Origin of the sequence: Fictibacillus aquaticus, assembly GCF_002245695.1 — a bacterium.
Classification (GTDB): domain Bacteria; phylum Bacillota; class Bacilli; order Bacillales; family Fictibacillaceae; genus Fictibacillus; species Fictibacillus aquaticus.
This window is the reverse complement of record NZ_NOII01000002.1, coordinates 440,992-458,736: the sequence shown is the minus strand read 5'-3', so window position 1 is coordinate 458,736 and position 17,745 is coordinate 440,992. Positions and strand designations below refer to the sequence as shown.

16 protein-coding genes and 1 other annotated feature are annotated in these 17,745 nt (G+C 45.3%); of the genes, 10 read left to right on the top strand and 6 right to left on the bottom strand.

Annotation, left to right across the window (positions count from 1 at the left end):
• Positions 1–91: 91 nt before the first annotated feature.
• The 6 genes from CGZ90_RS10155 to CGZ90_RS10130 all read left to right on the top strand — a co-directional run bounded on the left by CGZ90_RS10155 (position 92) and on the right by CGZ90_RS10130 (position 4,576).
• A complete protein-coding gene (locus CGZ90_RS10155) occupies positions 92–562 on the top strand; it encodes a DUF948 domain-containing protein (protein ID WP_094252374.1) in 471 nt (156 codons plus the stop codon).
• Positions 549–953 carry a YtxH domain-containing protein gene (locus tag CGZ90_RS10150; protein WP_094252373.1) on the top strand — a complete coding sequence of 135 codons (405 nt, stop codon included), beginning with the start codon at positions 549–551 and terminating at the stop codon, positions 951–953. Before CGZ90_RS10155 ends, CGZ90_RS10150 begins: the two co-directional genes overlap by 14 nt.
• Before the next feature lie 81 nt (positions 954–1,034).
• Complete coding sequence (gene ytxJ, locus CGZ90_RS10145; protein ID WP_094252372.1) at positions 1,035–1,358, top strand: bacillithiol system redox-active protein YtxJ; 324 nt, start codon at positions 1,035–1,037, stop codon at positions 1,356–1,358.
• Between the two features lie 168 nt (positions 1,359–1,526).
• Positions 1,527–2,618 carry a bifunctional 3-deoxy-7-phosphoheptulonate synthase/chorismate mutase gene (locus CGZ90_RS10140; RefSeq protein ID WP_094252371.1) on the top strand — a complete coding sequence of 364 codons (1,092 nt, stop codon included), beginning with the start codon at positions 1,527–1,529 and terminating at the stop codon, positions 2,616–2,618.
• 231 nt (positions 2,619–2,849) lie between these two features.
• Positions 2,850–3,851: a catabolite control protein A gene (gene ccpA, locus CGZ90_RS10135; protein WP_094252370.1), complete on the top strand. Its 1,002-nt coding sequence runs from the start codon at positions 2,850–2,852 to the stop codon at positions 3,849–3,851.
• Between the two features lie 20 nt (positions 3,852–3,871).
• Positions 3,872–4,576 (top strand): 5'-methylthioadenosine/adenosylhomocysteine nucleosidase, encoded by a 705-nt coding sequence (locus CGZ90_RS10130; protein WP_094252369.1) that lies wholly within the window; start codon positions 3,872–3,874, stop codon positions 4,574–4,576.
• 28 nt (positions 4,577–4,604) lie between these two features.
• Here CGZ90_RS10130 and CGZ90_RS10125 read toward each other — a convergent pair whose 3' ends face one another.
• The 3 genes from CGZ90_RS10125 to CGZ90_RS10115 all read right to left on the bottom strand — a co-directional run bounded on the left by CGZ90_RS10125 (position 4,605) and on the right by CGZ90_RS10115 (position 7,093).
• Positions 4,605–5,768 carry an acetoin utilization protein AcuC gene (locus CGZ90_RS10125; RefSeq protein WP_094252368.1) on the bottom strand — a complete coding sequence of 388 codons (1,164 nt, stop codon included), beginning with the start codon at positions 5,766–5,768 and terminating at the stop codon, positions 4,605–4,607.
• A gap of 1 nt (position 5,769) precedes the next feature.
• On the bottom strand, positions 5,770–6,369 hold the full coding sequence (locus CGZ90_RS10120) for a CBS domain-containing protein (protein ID WP_094252367.1): 600 nt from the start codon (positions 6,367–6,369) through the stop codon (positions 5,770–5,772).
• 91 nt (positions 6,370–6,460) lie between these two features.
• Positions 6,461–7,093, bottom strand: a complete 633-nt coding sequence (locus tag CGZ90_RS10115; RefSeq protein WP_094252366.1) for a GNAT family N-acetyltransferase — start codon at positions 7,091–7,093, stop codon at positions 6,461–6,463.
• Positions 7,094–7,252: 159 nt separating this feature from the next.
• Here CGZ90_RS10115 and acsA point away from each other — a divergent pair, with 159 nt between their 5' ends.
• Entirely contained in the window at positions 7,253–8,968 is a 1,716-nt protein-coding gene (gene acsA, locus CGZ90_RS10110; RefSeq protein WP_094252365.1) for an acetate--CoA ligase, read from the top strand.
• A gap of 101 nt (positions 8,969–9,069) precedes the next feature.
• Here acsA and CGZ90_RS10105 read toward each other — a convergent pair whose 3' ends face one another.
• Positions 9,070–11,928, bottom strand: coding sequence for a transglycosylase domain-containing protein (locus CGZ90_RS10105; protein WP_094252364.1), 2,859 nt, complete (start codon positions 11,926–11,928; stop codon positions 9,070–9,072).
• Between the two features lie 138 nt (positions 11,929–12,066).
• Positions 12,067–12,286, top strand: a binding site (T-box leader).
• A 52-nt stretch (positions 12,287–12,338) separates the two neighbouring features.
• On the opposite strand from CGZ90_RS10105, the gene tyrS reads away from it, so the two are divergent.
• Positions 12,339–13,598: a tyrosine--tRNA ligase gene (gene tyrS / locus CGZ90_RS10100; protein WP_094252363.1), complete on the top strand. Its 1,260-nt coding sequence runs from the start codon at positions 12,339–12,341 to the stop codon at positions 13,596–13,598.
• A gap of 33 nt (positions 13,599–13,631) precedes the next feature.
• Entirely contained in the window at positions 13,632–14,534 is a 903-nt protein-coding gene (locus CGZ90_RS10095) for an aldo/keto reductase (RefSeq protein WP_094252362.1), read from the top strand.
• Positions 14,535–14,954: 420 nt separating this feature from the next.
• On the opposite strand, the gene rpsD is transcribed toward CGZ90_RS10095, so the two are convergent.
• Positions 14,955–15,557: a 30S ribosomal protein S4 gene (gene rpsD / locus CGZ90_RS10090; RefSeq protein WP_094252361.1), complete on the bottom strand. Its 603-nt coding sequence runs from the start codon at positions 15,555–15,557 to the stop codon at positions 14,955–14,957.
• A gap of 324 nt (positions 15,558–15,881) precedes the next feature.
• Here rpsD and megL point away from each other — a divergent pair, with 324 nt between their 5' ends.
• The gene (megL, locus tag CGZ90_RS10085) at positions 15,882–17,087 is read left to right on the top strand and encodes a methionine gamma-lyase (protein ID WP_240515405.1); all 1,206 of its coding nucleotides are present in this window, start codon (positions 15,882–15,884) and stop codon (positions 17,085–17,087) included.
• A 42-nt stretch (positions 17,088–17,129) separates the two neighbouring features.
• Here the strand turns inward: megL and CGZ90_RS10080 are convergent, their stop codons facing one another.
• Positions 17,130–17,618, bottom strand: coding sequence for a GAF domain-containing protein (locus CGZ90_RS10080; protein WP_094252359.1), 489 nt, complete (start codon positions 17,616–17,618; stop codon positions 17,130–17,132).
• Between the last annotated feature and the right edge of the window lie 127 nt (positions 17,619–17,745).

The following is a 17,745-nucleotide window of genomic DNA, read 5'->3' as shown; positions in this document are numbered from 1 at the left end:
TTTGAGCAAAAAAGGAAGAAAATAATCATAACGTTTAATTGAAAAGATTTGGGGAAAAGGAAATAATATAATATTAGGAGGTGTCCATTACATGGATATGATTATTTCAATTAGTGTAGCAATCATCGCAGCAGCATTTGTCGTTCTCGTTTATTTCCTTTCAAGAACACTGAAGTCACTTCAGTTTACACTTGATCACGTGGCGAAAACGCTCGATGGATTAGAAAATCAGCTTCAGGGAGTAACACGCGAAACCGCGGATTTGTTACATAAAACAAATGTGCTCGCAGAAGATGTGCAAAAAAAGTCAGATTCATTAAACCAGATTTTCTCCGCTGTGCAGGATTTCGGCACGTCCATACAGAAAGTTAATCAATCAGTGAGAAAAGTAACCGACCAGATTTCCATTGGAACGGAACAGCAGTCTCATCAGATTAAGCAGGCGGTTCAATGGGGGAACGCAGCTTTGACACTCTGGGAGAAATGGAAAATCAAGAAACAGAATGTCAAGGGGGCGGCTTCTCAAAACTATTCAAGAGGAGGCGTTTATGATGGGCAATAATAATCAGGGCATTGACAGCAAGGATTTTATTATTGGAGCTCTTGTCGGAGGTATAGTCGGAGCGGCATCTGCTTTGCTTTTGGCACCTAAAACCGGTAAAGAGCTGAGAGGGGACCTGAACGAGCAGGCCGTTCTGCTGAAGGACAAATCGAACGAATTTTCTCAGATGGCGATTGAAAAGTCCAACTCGCTTGTGAAAACAGTAAGCGAGCAGTCCACACAGGTTGCCGGCAAGGTTAAAGAACTTACCTCGAACATCCGTCGTGATCTCGATAAGTGGCGCGAAAAAGACACTGCTGATCAGGAAACAAATGAAGTGTACGGTGAAATCACCGAACAGCCTGAAGCAGAAGATCTCCGCACACCAGAGCTTGCTGAGCAAAAATATTGATGCAAGGGACATATTTATGAAATGATACAGAGGAAGGCGATATTCGCCTTCCTCTGTCTGTTATTCAAAGGAGGCAGCTTGATGCTAGTACAGTTAACGAACGAGAACGAATGGAAGAAAGTTTTGGAAGAAAACAACCAGTTTTTCCTGCTGAAAAACAGCACAACTTGTCCTGTGAGCCATGAAGGCTATCGTCAATTTGAAAAGTTCGCTGAAAATCACCCAAATGAAGCGTTTTTCTTTTTGAACGTGCAGGATGCCCGCCCATTGAGCAATCTTATTGCAGAGGAAACGGGAGTAAGGCATGAATCGCCGCAAGTTTTCCTTTTTAAGAACGGAAATCAGGTGTGGAATGCCTCGCACTGGTCCATCACAGTTAAAAAGATGGAAGAAGTTATTTCATAATAAGAAAAAGGCGCCGTCGTTTAAGACGGCGCTTTTTCTATGAGAGAAGGCAAAAGTGACAATGCTAAATAGTTATTTTATACTAAAATAAAGCTTAACCTGCGGGAAAAAGGTTGCCGCAGCACAAAGCCTGTCATACACAGACGACTAACAGCGGGGTGGAACAATATGTCCCTAAATAATATAGATAAAATTAGAGACGATGTCGATAAGATCAACCTTGAGATCATGCGGCTGATCAATAAGCGTGCTAATCTTGTACAAAAAATAGGGAAAGTTAAAAACGCCAGCGGAATTAGCAGGTTCGATGCTGTACGTGAACGCGAGATGCTCGATTTAATTGCCGCAAACAATCAAGGTCCTTTTGCAACTAATGCTCTTCAGCATATTTTTAAAGAGATATTTAAGGCAGGTCTTGAGATCCAAGAAGATGACCATAAAGAAGTTCTTCTTGTTTCGCGCAGAACTCAGAGTGAAGATACGGTGATTTCGTTTGGCTCATCCATTATCGGGGGAGGAAGGCAGCAGATTATAGCAGGACCTTGTGCGGTTGAATCGTACGAACAAACTGCAGCTGCCGCTAAGGAAGTGAAAAAGTACGGTCTTTCCTTCTTAAGAGGCGGAGCTTATAAACCTAGGACTTCCCCATACGATTTTCAGGGACTCGGCCTCGAAGGCTTAAAGATTCTTCGCAGGGCAGCGGATGAATCAGGACTTAAGGCGGTAAGCGAAGTAGTTTCTGTAAAAGACCTTGAAACGGCTTCTGAGTATTTAGATATCATTCAGATTGGGGCTCGGAATATGCAGAACTTTGATCTGCTGAAAGAAGCAGGAAGGATGAAGAAGCCTGTTCTGCTAAAGCGGGGACTTTCTGCTACGATCGAGGAATTTATTTATTCTGCGGAATACATTATATCTCAAGGAAACAGCCAGATTATTTTATGCGAGCGGGGGATACGGACATACGAACGAGCTACGCGCAATACGCTTGATATTACGGCTGTTCCTATTTTGAAAAAAGAAACCCATCTGCCTGTTCTTGTAGATGTAACGCACTCTACTGGAAGGAAAGACCTTCTAGTTCCGGCTGCAAAAGCAGCCATCGCCATAGGTGCGGATGGCGTGATGGCAGAGGTGCATCCTGATCCGGCATCGGCACTATCGGACAGCGCACAGCAAATGGACTTTTCAGAATTTGAAGAGTTTATGAGTGAACTCACTGCATCAGGTCTACTGAAGACCGTTAAAGAGACCGTTTAGTTGAAGAACAACTCGCTCCTTTTCACAAAGGAGCTTTTGTCATTTTCTGGCCTTTTTTTAGTATGTTTCAAAAGGGTAACGCTAACACTATGAAAACAGTACAGGCTTTTTTCAAAATCATTGTGAAACAAAGAGCAATCCATTGCCTGTCACATTACTTTAGCGTATGATAAAACTTAATATTACATAAACCTTGACAGGTTTCGGTTCAAGAATTAAAGGAGGATTAATTTGAATACAACGATTTATGACGTGGCACGTGAAGCGGGTGTGTCGATGGCAACGGTTTCCCGTGTCGTAAACGGCAATCCAAATGTTAAGCCATCTACAAGAAAAAAGGTGCTTGAGGCAATCGATCGCCTCGGCTACAGACCTAACGCAGTTGCGAGAGGACTGGCGAGCAAGAAGACGACAACCGTCGGAGTGATCATCCCTGATATTTCAAGCATCTTTTTTGCTGAGCTCGCACGCGGGATTGAAGATATCGCCACGATGTATAAATACAATATCATTCTATGTAACTCCGACCAGAACAAAGAGAAAGAGATCCATCTGCTGAACACGCTTCTTGGCAAACAGGTAGATGGCATCGTGTTCATGGGCGGAAAAATTACAGAAGAACATGTTGAAGAATTCAAGCGCGCTGCTGTTCCGATTGTTATGGCTGCAACAGTTGATGTGAACGAAGAAATTCCGTCTGTTAACATTGACTATCAGCAGGCAGTATATGACGCTGTTAAGCACATGTTCGAGCAAGGCCATAAGACAGTGCATATGGTGACAGGACCGCTTGAAGATCCGATTAACGGCTATCACAAGTTTACAGGCTACCGAAAAGCGGTTGAAGAAGCAGGCAAAAAAGTCGACGAGACACACATTTTTGTCGGTGATTACACGTATGATTCCGGCATTGAAGCATTGGAGGCGTTTCTCGAAAGCGGACAGGAGCCTACAGCTGTTTTTGTCGGGACCGACGAGATGGCTCTTGGCGTCATTCACGGTGCTCAGGACAGAGGCTTAAAGATTCCGGAAGACATTGAAGTAATCGGCTTTGATAACACAAGGCTCGCTACAATGGTACGACCGACGCTTTCCACCGTTGTACAGCCGATGTATGATATCGGGGCAGTGGCGATGCGCTTGCTGACAAAGCTCATGAACAAGGAAAAAGTCGAAGAACATACGGTAGTGCTGCCACACCGCATTCAGTTCAGAAACACAACGAAAAACTGACTATATGGGGGAATTGAAAGTTGAGGATTGGAGTTATTGGCGCGATGGACGAGGAGATCGCGTTCATGAAAGAGAAACTGGATGTTTACGGTGAAAGCACCCAGGCTAAGATCAAGTTTTATGAAGGAACTTATGAAAACAAAGAAGTCGTATTGTGCAAGTCAGGAGTTGGGAAAGTGAACGCAGCGGTCACTACACAGCTGCTGATCGACCGTTTTAAAGTGACGCACATTATTTTTACTGGAGTTGCAGGAGCTCTTCACCCGCAACTTGAGGTTGGAGACATCGTTATATCTACCAGCCTTATGCAGCATGATATCGATGCATCTGCACTTAGCCCTCATTTTAAGCAAGGGACGATTCCGATGTTTGAGCATGAATCTGAATTTAATGCTTCAAAGGAGCTTGTGCTGCTTGCCGAAAAAGCGGCAGAACAGCTGAATGGACCGAAAGTGAGAAAAGGAAAAATCTTAAGCGGAGATCAGTTCATAGCTGACCGCAGCATCGTGGAAAAATACCATGCGGCATTCAGCGGCGACTGCATCGAGATGGAAGGCTCGGCGGTTGCTCAGACGTGTTTCCTGAACGATGTGCCTTTTGTTGTCATCCGTTCTATCTCCGACAAAGCAAACGGCGAGGCGCCTGCAAGCTTTACGGAGTTTACAAAGCTTGCTGCTGAACGCTCTTCGTTCATGGCTGAGTCGATCATCAAAACTTTGCAATGAAAAAAAGCGCTCTAAGCGCTTTTTTTATTTATCCGTTTTTCTTCTTTAATGACCGTATACTGTACAATGTCTTAGCGAGAGTGTCTTCGTTCTTAGCGGTAATTTCAGGCTTTCTTGGTATGGGTGTATAAATATCTGGGCTGTCGCTCCATGTTCTTGGAAGTTCAACGGGGCTCTCCCGGCTCCATTTGGCCAGCCACTCTGCAGGAAGATTTCCGCTTTCCTGAATGCCATTCATCGCAAGCCAGATGTTCGCCCATGCTCTAGGCACAACTCTCCATATGTCATAGCCGCCTCCGCCAGTTGCGATCCAGCGCCCGCCGCAATAGCGGTCTGCTATTTTTTTGGCAAGCCTAGGCATTGCCTCATATGTTTTCATCGTCACTGACAGGTGCGTAAGAGGATCATAGCAGTGCGCATCCGCTCCATTTTGCGTGACGATCACATCTGGCTTAAAATAATCCGCCACTTCAAGAAGGCTAGTCTCATAGCAGTGCAGCCAGGATTCGTCCTCTGTGAACGCGTCTACCGGAACATTAAAGGAGAAACCATAGCCAGATCCTTGTCCTTTTTCATGGACATTTCCAGTTCCAGGGAACAGGTACCTTCCTGTTTCATGAATAGATAGTGTGCAAACGTCGCTGTCGTCATAAAAAGCCCACTGCACCCCGTCTCCATGATGGGCGTCACTATCCACATAGAGGACACGCACACCGTATTTGCGGCGTATATACTCGATGACGATGGAGCTGTCATTGTAAATACAGAATCCTGAGGCTTTCCCTCGAAAACCATGGTGAAGGCCGCCGCTCAGCGAAAGAGCATGTTTTGTTTTTCCCTCCATTACAAGATCGGCTGCCGTCAATGTAGCTCCGACGATCCATGCGCCTGCATCGTGCATTCCTTTAAATGAAGGCGTGTCTTCCGTGCCAAGTCCATAGTTGCCCGCGATATCTGAAGACAGCGAGCCTTCTCCAGCTTTCTTTACTGCCTCAATGTATCCTTTGTCATGGATGAGCATAATTTCTTCGTCAGATGCTTTTCTCGGCTTCACGACAGACGTGTCAGAAAGGTGTCCTGACGCTTTCAGCAGATCATATGTCAGCTTGACCCTCAGCTGGTTAAAAGGATGGCTGTCATGAAACTTGTAGTCCAGCAGATTCTCAGAATATATAAAAAGAGGTTCGTTCATTTTATCTCACCGGTCCTAAAACAGTATACCCCTCGTCATTTAGGTGCTGTATAACTGGAAGCGGATTCATGGTGGCAAGGCGGAACACAAGCACTTTCTCTTCATCATTCTGACAAGGGTAAACCAATACACTTTGAATGTTTATATGATGTTCCTTAATGATTGCAGCGACCTCGGCAAGCTGTCCGGCTTTGTTGATCACTTTGATCTCCAGCTTTGAACTCGGCTGATGTGCGCCTGTGAGCCGCACAAGCGTATGCAGCATTTCTTTTTCTGTAACTAGCCCGATAATGCGGTCTTCTTCGATAATGGGTATATATTCCAGATTGTTTTGATAAAACACTCCAGATAGCTCCTCAGCACTGTCCAATGGATGAGCGGTTATCATGTCAGTTTTCATTATGTCCGATATGAAGTTATCTTCGCTTTCCTCCGCTTTTTTAATATCGATATCTGAAACCATGCCTTTCCATCTTCGGTCATTATCTTCTGCTGCAAAATATCTGGAAGACTGCTTCATCATTTCCTGTTTTGCCGCTGCAACAGAAACGCTGATCTTAAAAACAGGGACGTTTGCGGCCATGATGTCCTTAACAAGCATAATATCCGCTCCTTTTTACACTGTTGGAAAGTAGTGCTTTTTAACAAAAGCTGATTCGGCATCGTTATCGTAAAAGCGCAGCAAGGAACTTTTAGTACATGAAACGGTTTTGAAAGCGTATCCTGTCAAATTGCTGCACATCGTCCAGAGTGACACGGTTTCCAATCTTGACCATCAGGCAGTTGGCCGGATGCGAACAGATTTCAGGATCATCTGTCGCCATATATTGCAGCCCGCCGGCATTCATCATTTTCTCCATCACCTTCCGGTAGTCCCACACGTTCAGCCCGGTGCCTTGTAAATCCCAGTGCCAATAATACTCAGTGGTGATAATGATATAGTCGTTCATGGCATCATCCATCATGGATACTTTTAATAAATTCTTACCAATTTTATAGTTGCGGAACTCAGATATGACTTCGATGGCTCCGAGTTCAAGCAAGTTTTCCATACTGCCTTGTGACCAGCGCTCGAGTGGGTCAGGGTGGACATATGTAACATAGCCTATCACCGTGTCTTTCGTACGTGCGATGATAATCCGGCCTTCCTTAAGTCCTGCTATTTCAATCAGCGCCTTTTTCTGCTCTTCATGCGGTCTGAAGGCTTTTAACCCGCTGTGAAACTGAAGGGAAGACAGCGTCTCAGGTGACACTGGCCCCTCGATGGTCACTGCACCGGAGGAAGTCTGCAGTACAAGGCAATTGTACGTTTTTTTGTGTATCATCTATAACACCACCTAGAATTACTTCAACTCTATTATACATAAACTGCAGCGTTTAAGCGGCAGGCAATTGTGTATTTTCTGCACAATTCTAATTAGTTAAAAAATTCTGATGCATTATGATATAATAAATTGACTTTACACAGGGAAAGGAGATTGACGATGAAACTGGAAGCGCTTCCTATCATTCAAGGGAATTTTAACTTGCAGGACTATGAAAAAGCATACGAAACATTTGACTGGAAAGACGTTGAAAAAGAATTCTCCTGGCATGCAACAGGCAGAGTGAACATGGCATATGAAGCCATAGACCGCCATGCAGCCTCCCACAGGAAAAACAAAGTAGCTCTTTATTTTTCCGATCAGAACCGTGACGAAAAATATACGTTTAAAGAAATGAAAGAAATGTCAGACCGTGCTGGCAGCATGCTGAGAAAGCTTGGCGTTGAAAAAGGGGACAGGGTATTTATCTTTATGCCGCGTTCTCCTGAGCTTTACTTCACTTTCCTTGGAGCCATCAAGCTAGGTGCGATTGTCGGACCGCTTTTTGAAGCATTTATGGAAGGTGCGGTTAAGGATCGCCTAGAAGACAGTGAAGCAAAAGTGCTTGTTACGACGCCTGCTTTGCTTGAGCGTGTTCCTGTATCAGACCTGCCTCATCTAAAGCATGTCGTCCTAGTTGGAGAAGATGTTAAAGAAGAAGGGCCTTGCGTCAGCTATTTTAAACAGATGGAAAAAGCGGACAAAGACCTTCAAATTGAATGGGTGGACCGAGAAGACGGGCTCATTCTTCATTACACGTCCGGTTCAACGGGCAAGCCAAAAGGAGTCCTTCACGTTCATAACGCCATGCTCCAGCACTTCCAGACTGGAAAATGGGTGCTTGATCTGAAAGAAGACGATGTTTACTGGTGTACAGCTGATCCTGGCTGGGTAACTGGCACATCATACGGTATCTTCGGGCCATGGCTAAATGGAGCATCGAGTGTCATCCGCGGAGGGCGCTTCAGTCCTGAAGACTGGTATTCTACGATAGAAAGGTATGGCGTAACAGTTTGGTACAGCGCGCCGACAGCGTTCCGCATGCTGATGGGTGCAGGCGATGAAGTGCTGAAAAAATTTGACCTTTCTTCATTAAGGCATATCCTGAGTGTTGGTGAACCGTTGAATCCAGAAGTCGTCCGTTGGGGCATGAAGGTGTTCAACCTGCGCATTCATGATAACTGGTGGATGACAGAAACAGGCGGACAGCTGATCAGCAACTATCCATCGATGCAGATTAAGCCTGGATCGATGGGCAAGCCGTTTCCTGGCATCACCGCAGCGATCGTAGATGACCAGGACAATGTCCTGCCGCCTTACCGCATGGGGAACCTCGCCATTAAAAAAGGCTGGCCATCCATGATGCACACGATCTGGAATAATGAACAAAAATATGAATCTTATTTCACTCCAGGCGGATGGTACGTTTCAGGTGACTCCGCATATATGGATGAAGACGGCTACTTCTGGTTCCAAGGCCGCATTGATGATGTAATCATGACATCGGGTGAGCGAGTTGGTCCGTTTGAAGTAGAAAGCAAGCTTGTAGAACACCCTGCAGTTGCTGAAGCAGGTGTAATTGGAAAGCCTGATCCTGTCAGGGGAGAAATCATTAAAGCGTTCATCGCTCTGCGTGACGGCTATTCTCCGAACGACGAGCTGATTGAAGATATACGCTCATTCGTGAAAAAAGGACTCGCTGCTCATGCGGCTCCAAGAGAGATCGAATTTAAAGACAAGCTTCCAAAAACGAGAAGCGGAAAAATCATGCGCCGTGTCTTAAAAGCATGGGAGCTCGATCTTCCGACAGGTGATCTGTCAACGATGGAAGACTAATAACAAAACAAAAAAGCCGTCATATGACGGCTTTTTTGTTTTGCTTGAAAACACCAAAAAACCAGCATCTGCCAAAAAGCAGATGCTGGTGTTTACTATCTTTAATTCTTTTTCTTTTTCTTGTTCCCTTGGTTCGTCGTATCAGCCGGCGGCGGGTCCGCTGGAGGATCAGTTGGAGGCGGATCATCGGTTCCAGGTTTATCATCATCCGGCTTTGGCGGCTCAGTCGGTTTGTTCGCAGGAGGCTTAGGTCCTGTTGTTACTTTAGTAGCTGAACCAGATTCCCGTCCTGCGATATCCACCGCTGTTACATAGACAACACCTTTTGCCGGAATAGAGGCAGATGTTTTGTCAGATGTTACGCTCCCGATTTTCTTGAACGGTGCTTTTCCGTCTGCTGAATAATAGATTCGGTAGCCGATAACATCTTTTTCTCCATGAGCTGCCCATGTGAGCTTGCCGTTCTTGGCGGCAGAGCCTGTCACGGCGCCTGGTGCCTTACCGTTATCTTTCAGCGTTTTTTCAGGTACAACATTTTCAAAGAGCTTGCTCTTAGTCGTTGCATCAGTAAGCTTATCGAATCCTAGCTCTTTTAAGTAGTCTTCTTTGATTAGTACGCCTACTTTTGTGAACTCTTCCGGAGTGCTGTCAAGTGCCTTGTATTTTTCATCTCCGACCGTCACATAACGTCCTGGCATTAATGTGTCATCAACGCTGTTTGGTGTAAATTTTGCATTAAATAAATCACTTGTCACAAGTCCTGCGCTGCGGCACAGATCTGATGGAAGCTTTCCTGAAATTCCGCAGATCTGCATCCTGACAATTCCGGACGGCATAGAAAAGCTATTCTTAGGCGCCATCAAGTCAGGAGCGAACTGATATGCGTCATTCGCCAGTGCGGCCCAGATCGCCTGATTCCGCGGTCCTGTTCCTTTCTGCATTGAAGCAGGATGATCATACCCAAGCCATACACCAAGTGTGACGTTAGGATTCGTTGCGACAAACCATGAATCTTTGTCTTCATTGGTTGTTCCTGTCTTGCCTGCCCAGTCAGCCGAGAAGGAAAGCATCCCTTTAACGTTAGGTGCAGTTCCCCCGCCTGAGAGGACGTCTCGCATCATATCAATCGTCAAATAAGATGTCTGAGGCGAGAAAACCTTAACAGACTTTGGCTGGTGCTTATAAAGGACCTCGCCTTTGTTCGTTTCGATCTTCTCGATCATATAAGCATCTACAAACTCCCCGCCATTAGCGAATGTAGCGAAGGCGTTCGTGTTTTCCTCAACTGTGGCACCGATCGTCATCCCCCCGATAGCCAGGGATGAGCTGTAGCGGTCTTCTTCAACTATCCGTGAGAAGCCCATCTGAATCAGCTTGTTCGTTGCTTCAACAGAATTGACACGCATATAGCTGCGTATCGCTGGCGTGTTCCTGGACTGCATGAGTGATTCCCTGACAGAAAGGAGACCTTTAAACTTTCCATCCCAGTTTCCTACTACTTTTGATCCTACCTGCAAAGGTGCATCTGGAATGATCGTGCCAGGCTGCACTTTTCCAAGCTCCATCGAATACGAATATGCAAGCAGAGGTTTCATGGTCGAACCGTTCTGTCGCGGAGCTCTTGTAGCATGGTTGACTTGCTCACGTTTAAAATCTCGTCCGCCGACAAATGAGATGATGGCACCGGTTTTGTTTTCGATCAAAATTCCGCCGGTTTCCTCAGGCTCAGATTTTGTCACCCATTCGCCTTTTTCGTTCTGAACTTTGTAATAGTGGAGTGCAGGGCTGAACAGATTCTTGTTCTTTACCGTCTTATCCATTTTTTCGTATATTTTTTTATTCAATGTAGTGTGGATTTTTAAACCTTGTTTGCCCATCTGCTTGCTGGCGTTGTCTTTATATTCCTGCTGTTCGGCAGGCTTCAGCTTTCTCCAGACCTTGCCATCTTTCTTGGCTTGCAGTTCGCTTAAGATGTCGACTGTCCTGCGTTCGATCTCATACGTTATGTATGGATATTTTTCAAATGAAGTCTGTTTTTTCGAAGTCAGGCTTTTGCGCAGATTAAACTTAAGGGCCTGATTGTATTCCTGCTCTGTGATGTAACCGCCTGTGAGCATTCGGTTCAGGACGGTTTTCATTCGGCTGATCCCGTACCGAAGCTCTTTTTCGGGCTTGACTTGTCCGTTGTTTTGATACGGCGTGTAAACGAACGGATTTTGCGGCAAACCAGAAAGATAAGCGGCTTGAGCAAGGTTCAGCTTATCAGCGTTAACGCCGAAAATCCCTTGAGAGGCTGCCTGGATGCCTGCGACGTTGTTGCCGGAAGAGTTTCTTCCATAAGGAACGACATTCAAGTAAGCCTCTAAAATCTCTTCTTTTTTGAAAAACTTTTCGAGGCGCATTGCCAGCAATATTTCCTTTGCCTTGCGGTCGAATGACACTTCGTTGGTCAAAATCTGATTCTTGATCAGCTGCTGTGTCAATGTACTTCCGCCTGATCTAACCTCCGAACCCGTAAATTCCTGCAGCATAGCTCTCATGATTGCTTTAGGTACGACTCCGTAATGTTCATGAAAATACTGGTCCTCTGTTGCGATGACCGCTTTTTTGACAAACGGAGAAACCTTGCTCAGCGGTATTTCGGTCCGATCCAGATCAGATTTCATCGCACCGATATCTTCTCCGCCTTTAAAATAAGCTCTGCTCGTTTCCTCGTAATTGTATATATCTTTTTTCATAGATGCGTAAGCCCTTACAGGTTCGTCCCTGACAAGAGATGCAAAAAAACCTGCACCTACTCCTGCGGCAAATGTACCGCCCAGCAAACCGAGTACGACGAGCACTAAAAACGTATTCCAAAGAATTGTGTATGTAAGACTGGCTGTATAAATAATTTTTTTCTCGTGCAGAATACGGGTTAGATTTTCCCACTTCTGCTTTAGTGAGTCTAGTTGAGACATCCCATAATTCCCCCCTATCTCGTACAATTATACCATATTGGATAAAACGGAAAAGCAGTCGTTTTAACATTCGATTTGTTTACTATGATTGACAGAAGAACACTGTTGTGATAAAAATGAGAAAACAAATGGCGAATACAATTGGCGTTGATAGGAACGAGTAGCGTGCGTCTCCCTGTTTCAGAAAGCTGGTGGCTGATGCGAACCAGTACACAGGCGTAAGTGAATTACCTCCTGGAGCTTTCTCTGTGAACGGAACTAAGTAGCAGGGGACGGAACTGATCCGTTAACAAGTTGAGGTGGAGAGCATTTATGCTCTCAATCAGGGTGGTACCGCGCGAGAAATCACGTCCCTTTTTATAAGGGGCGTTTTTTATTTGCCTAAAAATCGGTAAAAGGAGAGAAAAAAGATGTCAGTCATTAAAGACCTTGAATTTCGCGGGCTGCTCCACCAGGTAACAGACCGTGAAGGACTTGAAAAAGAATTAGAAAACGGGATGGTCACCCTTTACTGCGGTTTTGATCCGACGGCAGACAGCCTTCATATCGGAAACCTGCTTCCTATTCTTACATTAAAAAGATTTCAGATTGCTGGTCATCAGCCGCTTGCCCTAGTAGGGGGAGGAACAGGACTGATTGGCGACCCGAGCGGGAAGAAAGCAGAACGTACATTAAATGAACAGCAGACAGTTGTGAATTGGTCCAATAAAATTAAAGATCAGCTTTCTCGTTTTTTAGATTTTAACGCAGAGAAGAACCCAGCAAGAACGGTAAACAACTACGATTGGCTGAGTGAGCTGAGCGTCATCGGCTTCTTGCGCGATGTTGGGAAAAACTTCAGCATCAACTACATGCTTGCTAAAGATTCTGTCAACGCACGCTTGGATGCAGGTATATCATTTACTGAGTTCTCATACATGATCCTTCAGTCGTACGATTTCCTTAATCTGTACCAGAAAGAAAACTGTAAGCTGCAGATCGGCGGAAGTGACCAGTGGGGCAATATTACAGCAGGTATGGAGCTGATCCGCCGCAGCGGTGAAGATGAGAAGGCTTTCGGACTGACGATCCCGTTGATCACAAAAGCGGACGGTACGAAATTCGGAAAATCTGAATCGGGCACGATTTGGCTAGACAGTGACAAGACGACACCTTATGAATTCTACCAGTTCTGGGTGAACACAGCAGATGCCGATGTAATGAACATGCTGAAATATTTCACGTTCTTGTCTCAGGAAGAAATCGCTGCACTCGAAGAGCAGTTTAAAACTGCTCCAGAAAAGCGTGAAGCCCAGAAAGCCCTAGCTCGAGAGGTAACAACTTTGGTTCATGGAGAGGAAGCTTACAATCAGGCGCTCAAAATCACGGAAGCACTGTTCAGCGGCAACGTGAGTGAGCTTTCTGCAAATGAAATCGAACAAGGGTTTAAAGATTTCCCTTCCCATACAATGGAATCAAGAGAAGAGGTACAGCTTGTAGACCTTCTTATCGCAGCGAAGGTTTCTCCTTCTAAACGGCAGGCGAGAGAAGACATCACGAATGGAGCCATTTATGTAAATGGTGAGCGGCTGACAGAGCTTGATGCAGTGATTGGTGAAAAAGACCGTATCGAAGACAAGTTCGTGTTAGTCCGCAGAGGTAAAAAGAAGTATACACTTATCCGATTTTAATCTTCATCCAGAAACACAACGGGAGTGATAAGAATGGAAAAGGTACAGCTGGCAAACGACTTAGAATTTTCACGTATCGTACACGGTCATTGGAGACTGGAAGAATGGAATCTCAGCGATCAGGAACTACTGGCCCTTGTTGAACAGTGCATCGAATGGGGGATAACAACGTTCGATCATGCTGACATTTATGGCGGCTACACGTGCGAAGAGATTTTTGGCAGAGCATTGGCATTGAAGCCAGAGCTGAGAGACAAAATTCAGATCGTTTCAAAGTGCGGAATTAAGCTCGTATCTGGAAACAGACCAGATCACAGCATCAAATCGTATGATACAAGCAAAAAACATATCATTGAATCAGCGGAACGTTCGTTAAAGAATATGGGGACAGATTACCTGGATCTTTTATTGATTCACCGTCCTGACCCGTTCATGAACCCGGCAGAGACGGCAGAGGCGTTCAATGAGCTAAAGAAACAGGGGAAAGTAAGGCATTTCGGCGTATCCAATTTCACACCGTCACAGTTTAACATGCTTCAAAGTTATTGTGACACAGAACTGGTAACGAACCAGATCGAACTATCAGTGCTGCATACAGAACCGTTTTTCAACGGTTCTATGGATCACTGTCTCGAGAAAAGAATCGCTCCAATGGCTTGGTCGCCTCTTGCTGGCGGCAGGCTATTTACAGGCAGTGATGAAAAGAGTGCGGCAGTTAAAAAGACTATGGAAAAAGTGGGAAGCGAGATTGGTGCAGAAAGCCTTGATGAAACGGCTTATGCATGGCTCCTCGCCCACCCGGGACGTATCATGCCGATTGTCGGAAGCGGAAAGAAAGAACGCATCGCCGCAGCTGTAAAAGCCGAGCAGCTAAAGATGAGCACAGAACAATGGTTTGACATCCTGCAGAGCAGCATGGGCCGGGAAGTGGATTAATAATAAGTAAAAAAGGGACGAAGCGGTGGCTGCGTCCCTTTTTTTAGTTTTTTGCTTTTGAATGTTTTTTTTACTTAGACAGTTCAGCGGAGTTGACACTGAAATCTGAACTTCAAAGCTTGATCCACTGGTATTTCGATTCCAAATGCTGTGGCTGGCACATTCACTTAATCATCTAGAATTCTTCTTTGATAAAGTTGATCGGAGTGTAAGGCGCCGACTCCAGCGGGACGAGTGGGACAGGTGAGACCCTTTAGGGCGCGCAGCGGCAAAGGGGCTCACCGCCCGCCCCGCGGAAAGCGTGCGCCTGAAACGGAGGTCAACCTCTTCTCTGAATGCTTTAAAGCAACATAGTTTTTACGAAAACAGTATAAAACAAAAACCCCGATCCATATGGACCGGGGTTTTGCTTCGCTAAGATTAACGAGAGTAGTATTCAACGATAAGCTGCTCAGTGATCTCAGCTGGAAGCTCAGAACGCTCAGGAAGGCGAGTGAATGTGCCTTCAAGCTTGTTTTCGTCGAAAGTCAAGAAGTCAGGAACAAAGTTGTTTGTTTCAAGAGCTTCTTTAACTGCTACTAGGTTGCGTGACTTTTCACGTACACCAACAACATCTCCAGTAGATAGACGGTAAGAAGCGATATCAACACGCTTTCCGTTTACTGTGATGTGTCCGTGGTTTACAAGCTGGCGAGACGCACGGCGAGTGCGAGCAAGACCAAGACGGTAAACAACGTTATCTAGACGAGACTCAAGAAGAACCATGAAGTTTTCGCCGTGGATACCAGGCATTTTGCCAGCATCATCAAAAATGCGACGGAATTGACGCTCGTTAACTCCGTACATGTGGCGAAGCTTTTGCTTCTCTTGAAGCTGAAGTCCGTATTCAGAGATTTTTTTGCGTTGGTTTGGTCCGTGTTGACCTGGAGCGTAAGGACGCTTAGCAAGTTCCTTACCAGTTCCGCTTAATGAAATTCCAAGACGACGGGAAATTTTCCACGTAGATCCTGTGTATCGAGACATAATTGTCTCCTCCTTCACGTGTTTTGTTTTGGAGTAAAACAAGAAACAGTGACTCCGCCCTTTTCAGCGGCAGATTTTGTTTTCACACATCTTCACTTCAGCAGCCTAGAAGCTACGCGATGTACCTTAAACAAGGAACAAAATCAAACGGCCGATGGACACAGTGCTGCATTATTTTACACAAAGAACAGTATACGATTAATAACGAGTTAAGTCAAGCAGTCATTTATAAAAAGCGGGCGGTATATTAATTGTCAATCTGAAATTAATTTTATATGATAAAATAATAAAGAAAGCGCTTACATTATGTGAAAAGAGGGTCTTATGATGGAGGATATTCAATCAAGACAGGAACGTTCACGACGATTTGAAACAGAGGTTATTCACACAGGCTATAACGCCCAGCAGCATTGTGGCAGCCTGGCTCCGCCAATTTTCCAAACCTCGACCTTCGTATTCCCTGATGCAGAATCGGGAGAACGGAGATTTGCAGGAGAAGAGGAAGGCTTCATCTATACCAGACTGAATAATCCAACTGTAGCGATGCTTGAGGAAAGAATAGCAGCGCTGGAAAAAGCTGAAAAAGGTCTGGCGTTCGGTTCCGGTATGGCAGCTGTCTCAGCTGTTTTAATGGGTATGGTAAGAACAAGGGATCATATTTTGTGTTCAGAAGGCGTATACGGGTGTACATTCGGCCTGCTGAATTTAATGAACGAGCGGTTCGGGGTGAGCCATAGCTTTCAGGCGATGGATGAAGAAGAACGGATTAGAGCTGCCATCCGTCCTGAAACGGCGCTCATTTATGTTGAATCCCCAATTAATCCGACAATGAAGCTTGTAGATTTAAAACTTGTCGCTGATATCGCGAAAGAATATCATATACCAGTTGTAGTTGATAACACTTTTTCTTCTCCGTATCTTCAGAGGCCGCTAGAACTGGGCTGCGATGTCGTCGTCCACAGCGCAACAAAATATTTATGCGGACATGGAGATGTTATTGGAGGTCTTGCAGCGGGCAGCAAGGAATTAATGAGCAGACTGGCGATGACAACGCAAAAAGATATTGGCGGGGTGATGTCTCCATTTGATGCATGGCTTGTACTCCGCGGTATGAAAACACTGCCCGTCAGGATGGACCGGCATTGCAGCAATGCATCAGAGCTGGCAATAAAATTGAAGAATCATCATCGTGTATCGCGTGTACTGTTTCCAGGAGATCCCGAATTTGCACAATACGGGATTGCAGCCTTGCAGATGGATGGACCAGGCGGTCTGATCAGCTTTGAATTAACAGGCGCGAAAGAGGATGCACAGCGGTTTATGAATTCACTCGAACTCATTAAGATTGCAGTAAGTTTAGGAGATGCGGAAACATTGATCCAGCATCCTGCAACAATGACTCATGCGGTTGTTCCTGAGGCTGACAGACAAAACATGGGAATAAGTGATACGCTTCTCAGGCTTTCAGTAGGACTTGAAGCATGGCAGGATATATGGGCTGACATTGAACAGAGCCTTAACTCCTTATAAATGAAAAAAACGCCAGGCATCTTGACATGCCTGGCGTTTTTTCTATGAAAGGTGCTTTATTAAAATACTGACAAACGTTTCAAGGTTATCTTTATCAACAGCATCAAAGCGTCCCTTTTCAGGGCTGTCAATATCGAGCACACCAAGAAGTTTTCCTTCTTTTAAGATAGGAACGACGATCTCTGACTGTGATGCAGCATCACAGGCGATATGTCCCGGAAACTGATGAACATCTTCTACGAGAACCGTCTCCTGATCTTGAGCAGCCTTCCCGCATACTCCTCTGCCAAGAGGAATTCTAACACAAGCTGGAAGACCTTGGAACGGGCCAAGTACAAGCTGAGAAGTGCTCTCTTCCATCAAGTAAAATCCAACCCAGTTCGTGCGGTCAAGAAACTGATTGAGCAGCGCAGAGGCATTCGCCAGATTCGCTGTCATGTTTCTCTCGCCTTCAAGCAAAGCATCAAGCTGCTTGAACAGCAGTCCATATGCTTCTGCCCGGTTTTCACTGTAAGACTGAACGTTAAACATACAAATTCCCCCCAACTACTTTATGATATGCCATATATATTAGCAGAAATTGTCGAAGTGTACAGGTTATAGGCTTTATTTGCCGAGCGATTATGAAAGGTATTAATAACAAGCTGCAAGAATGTTA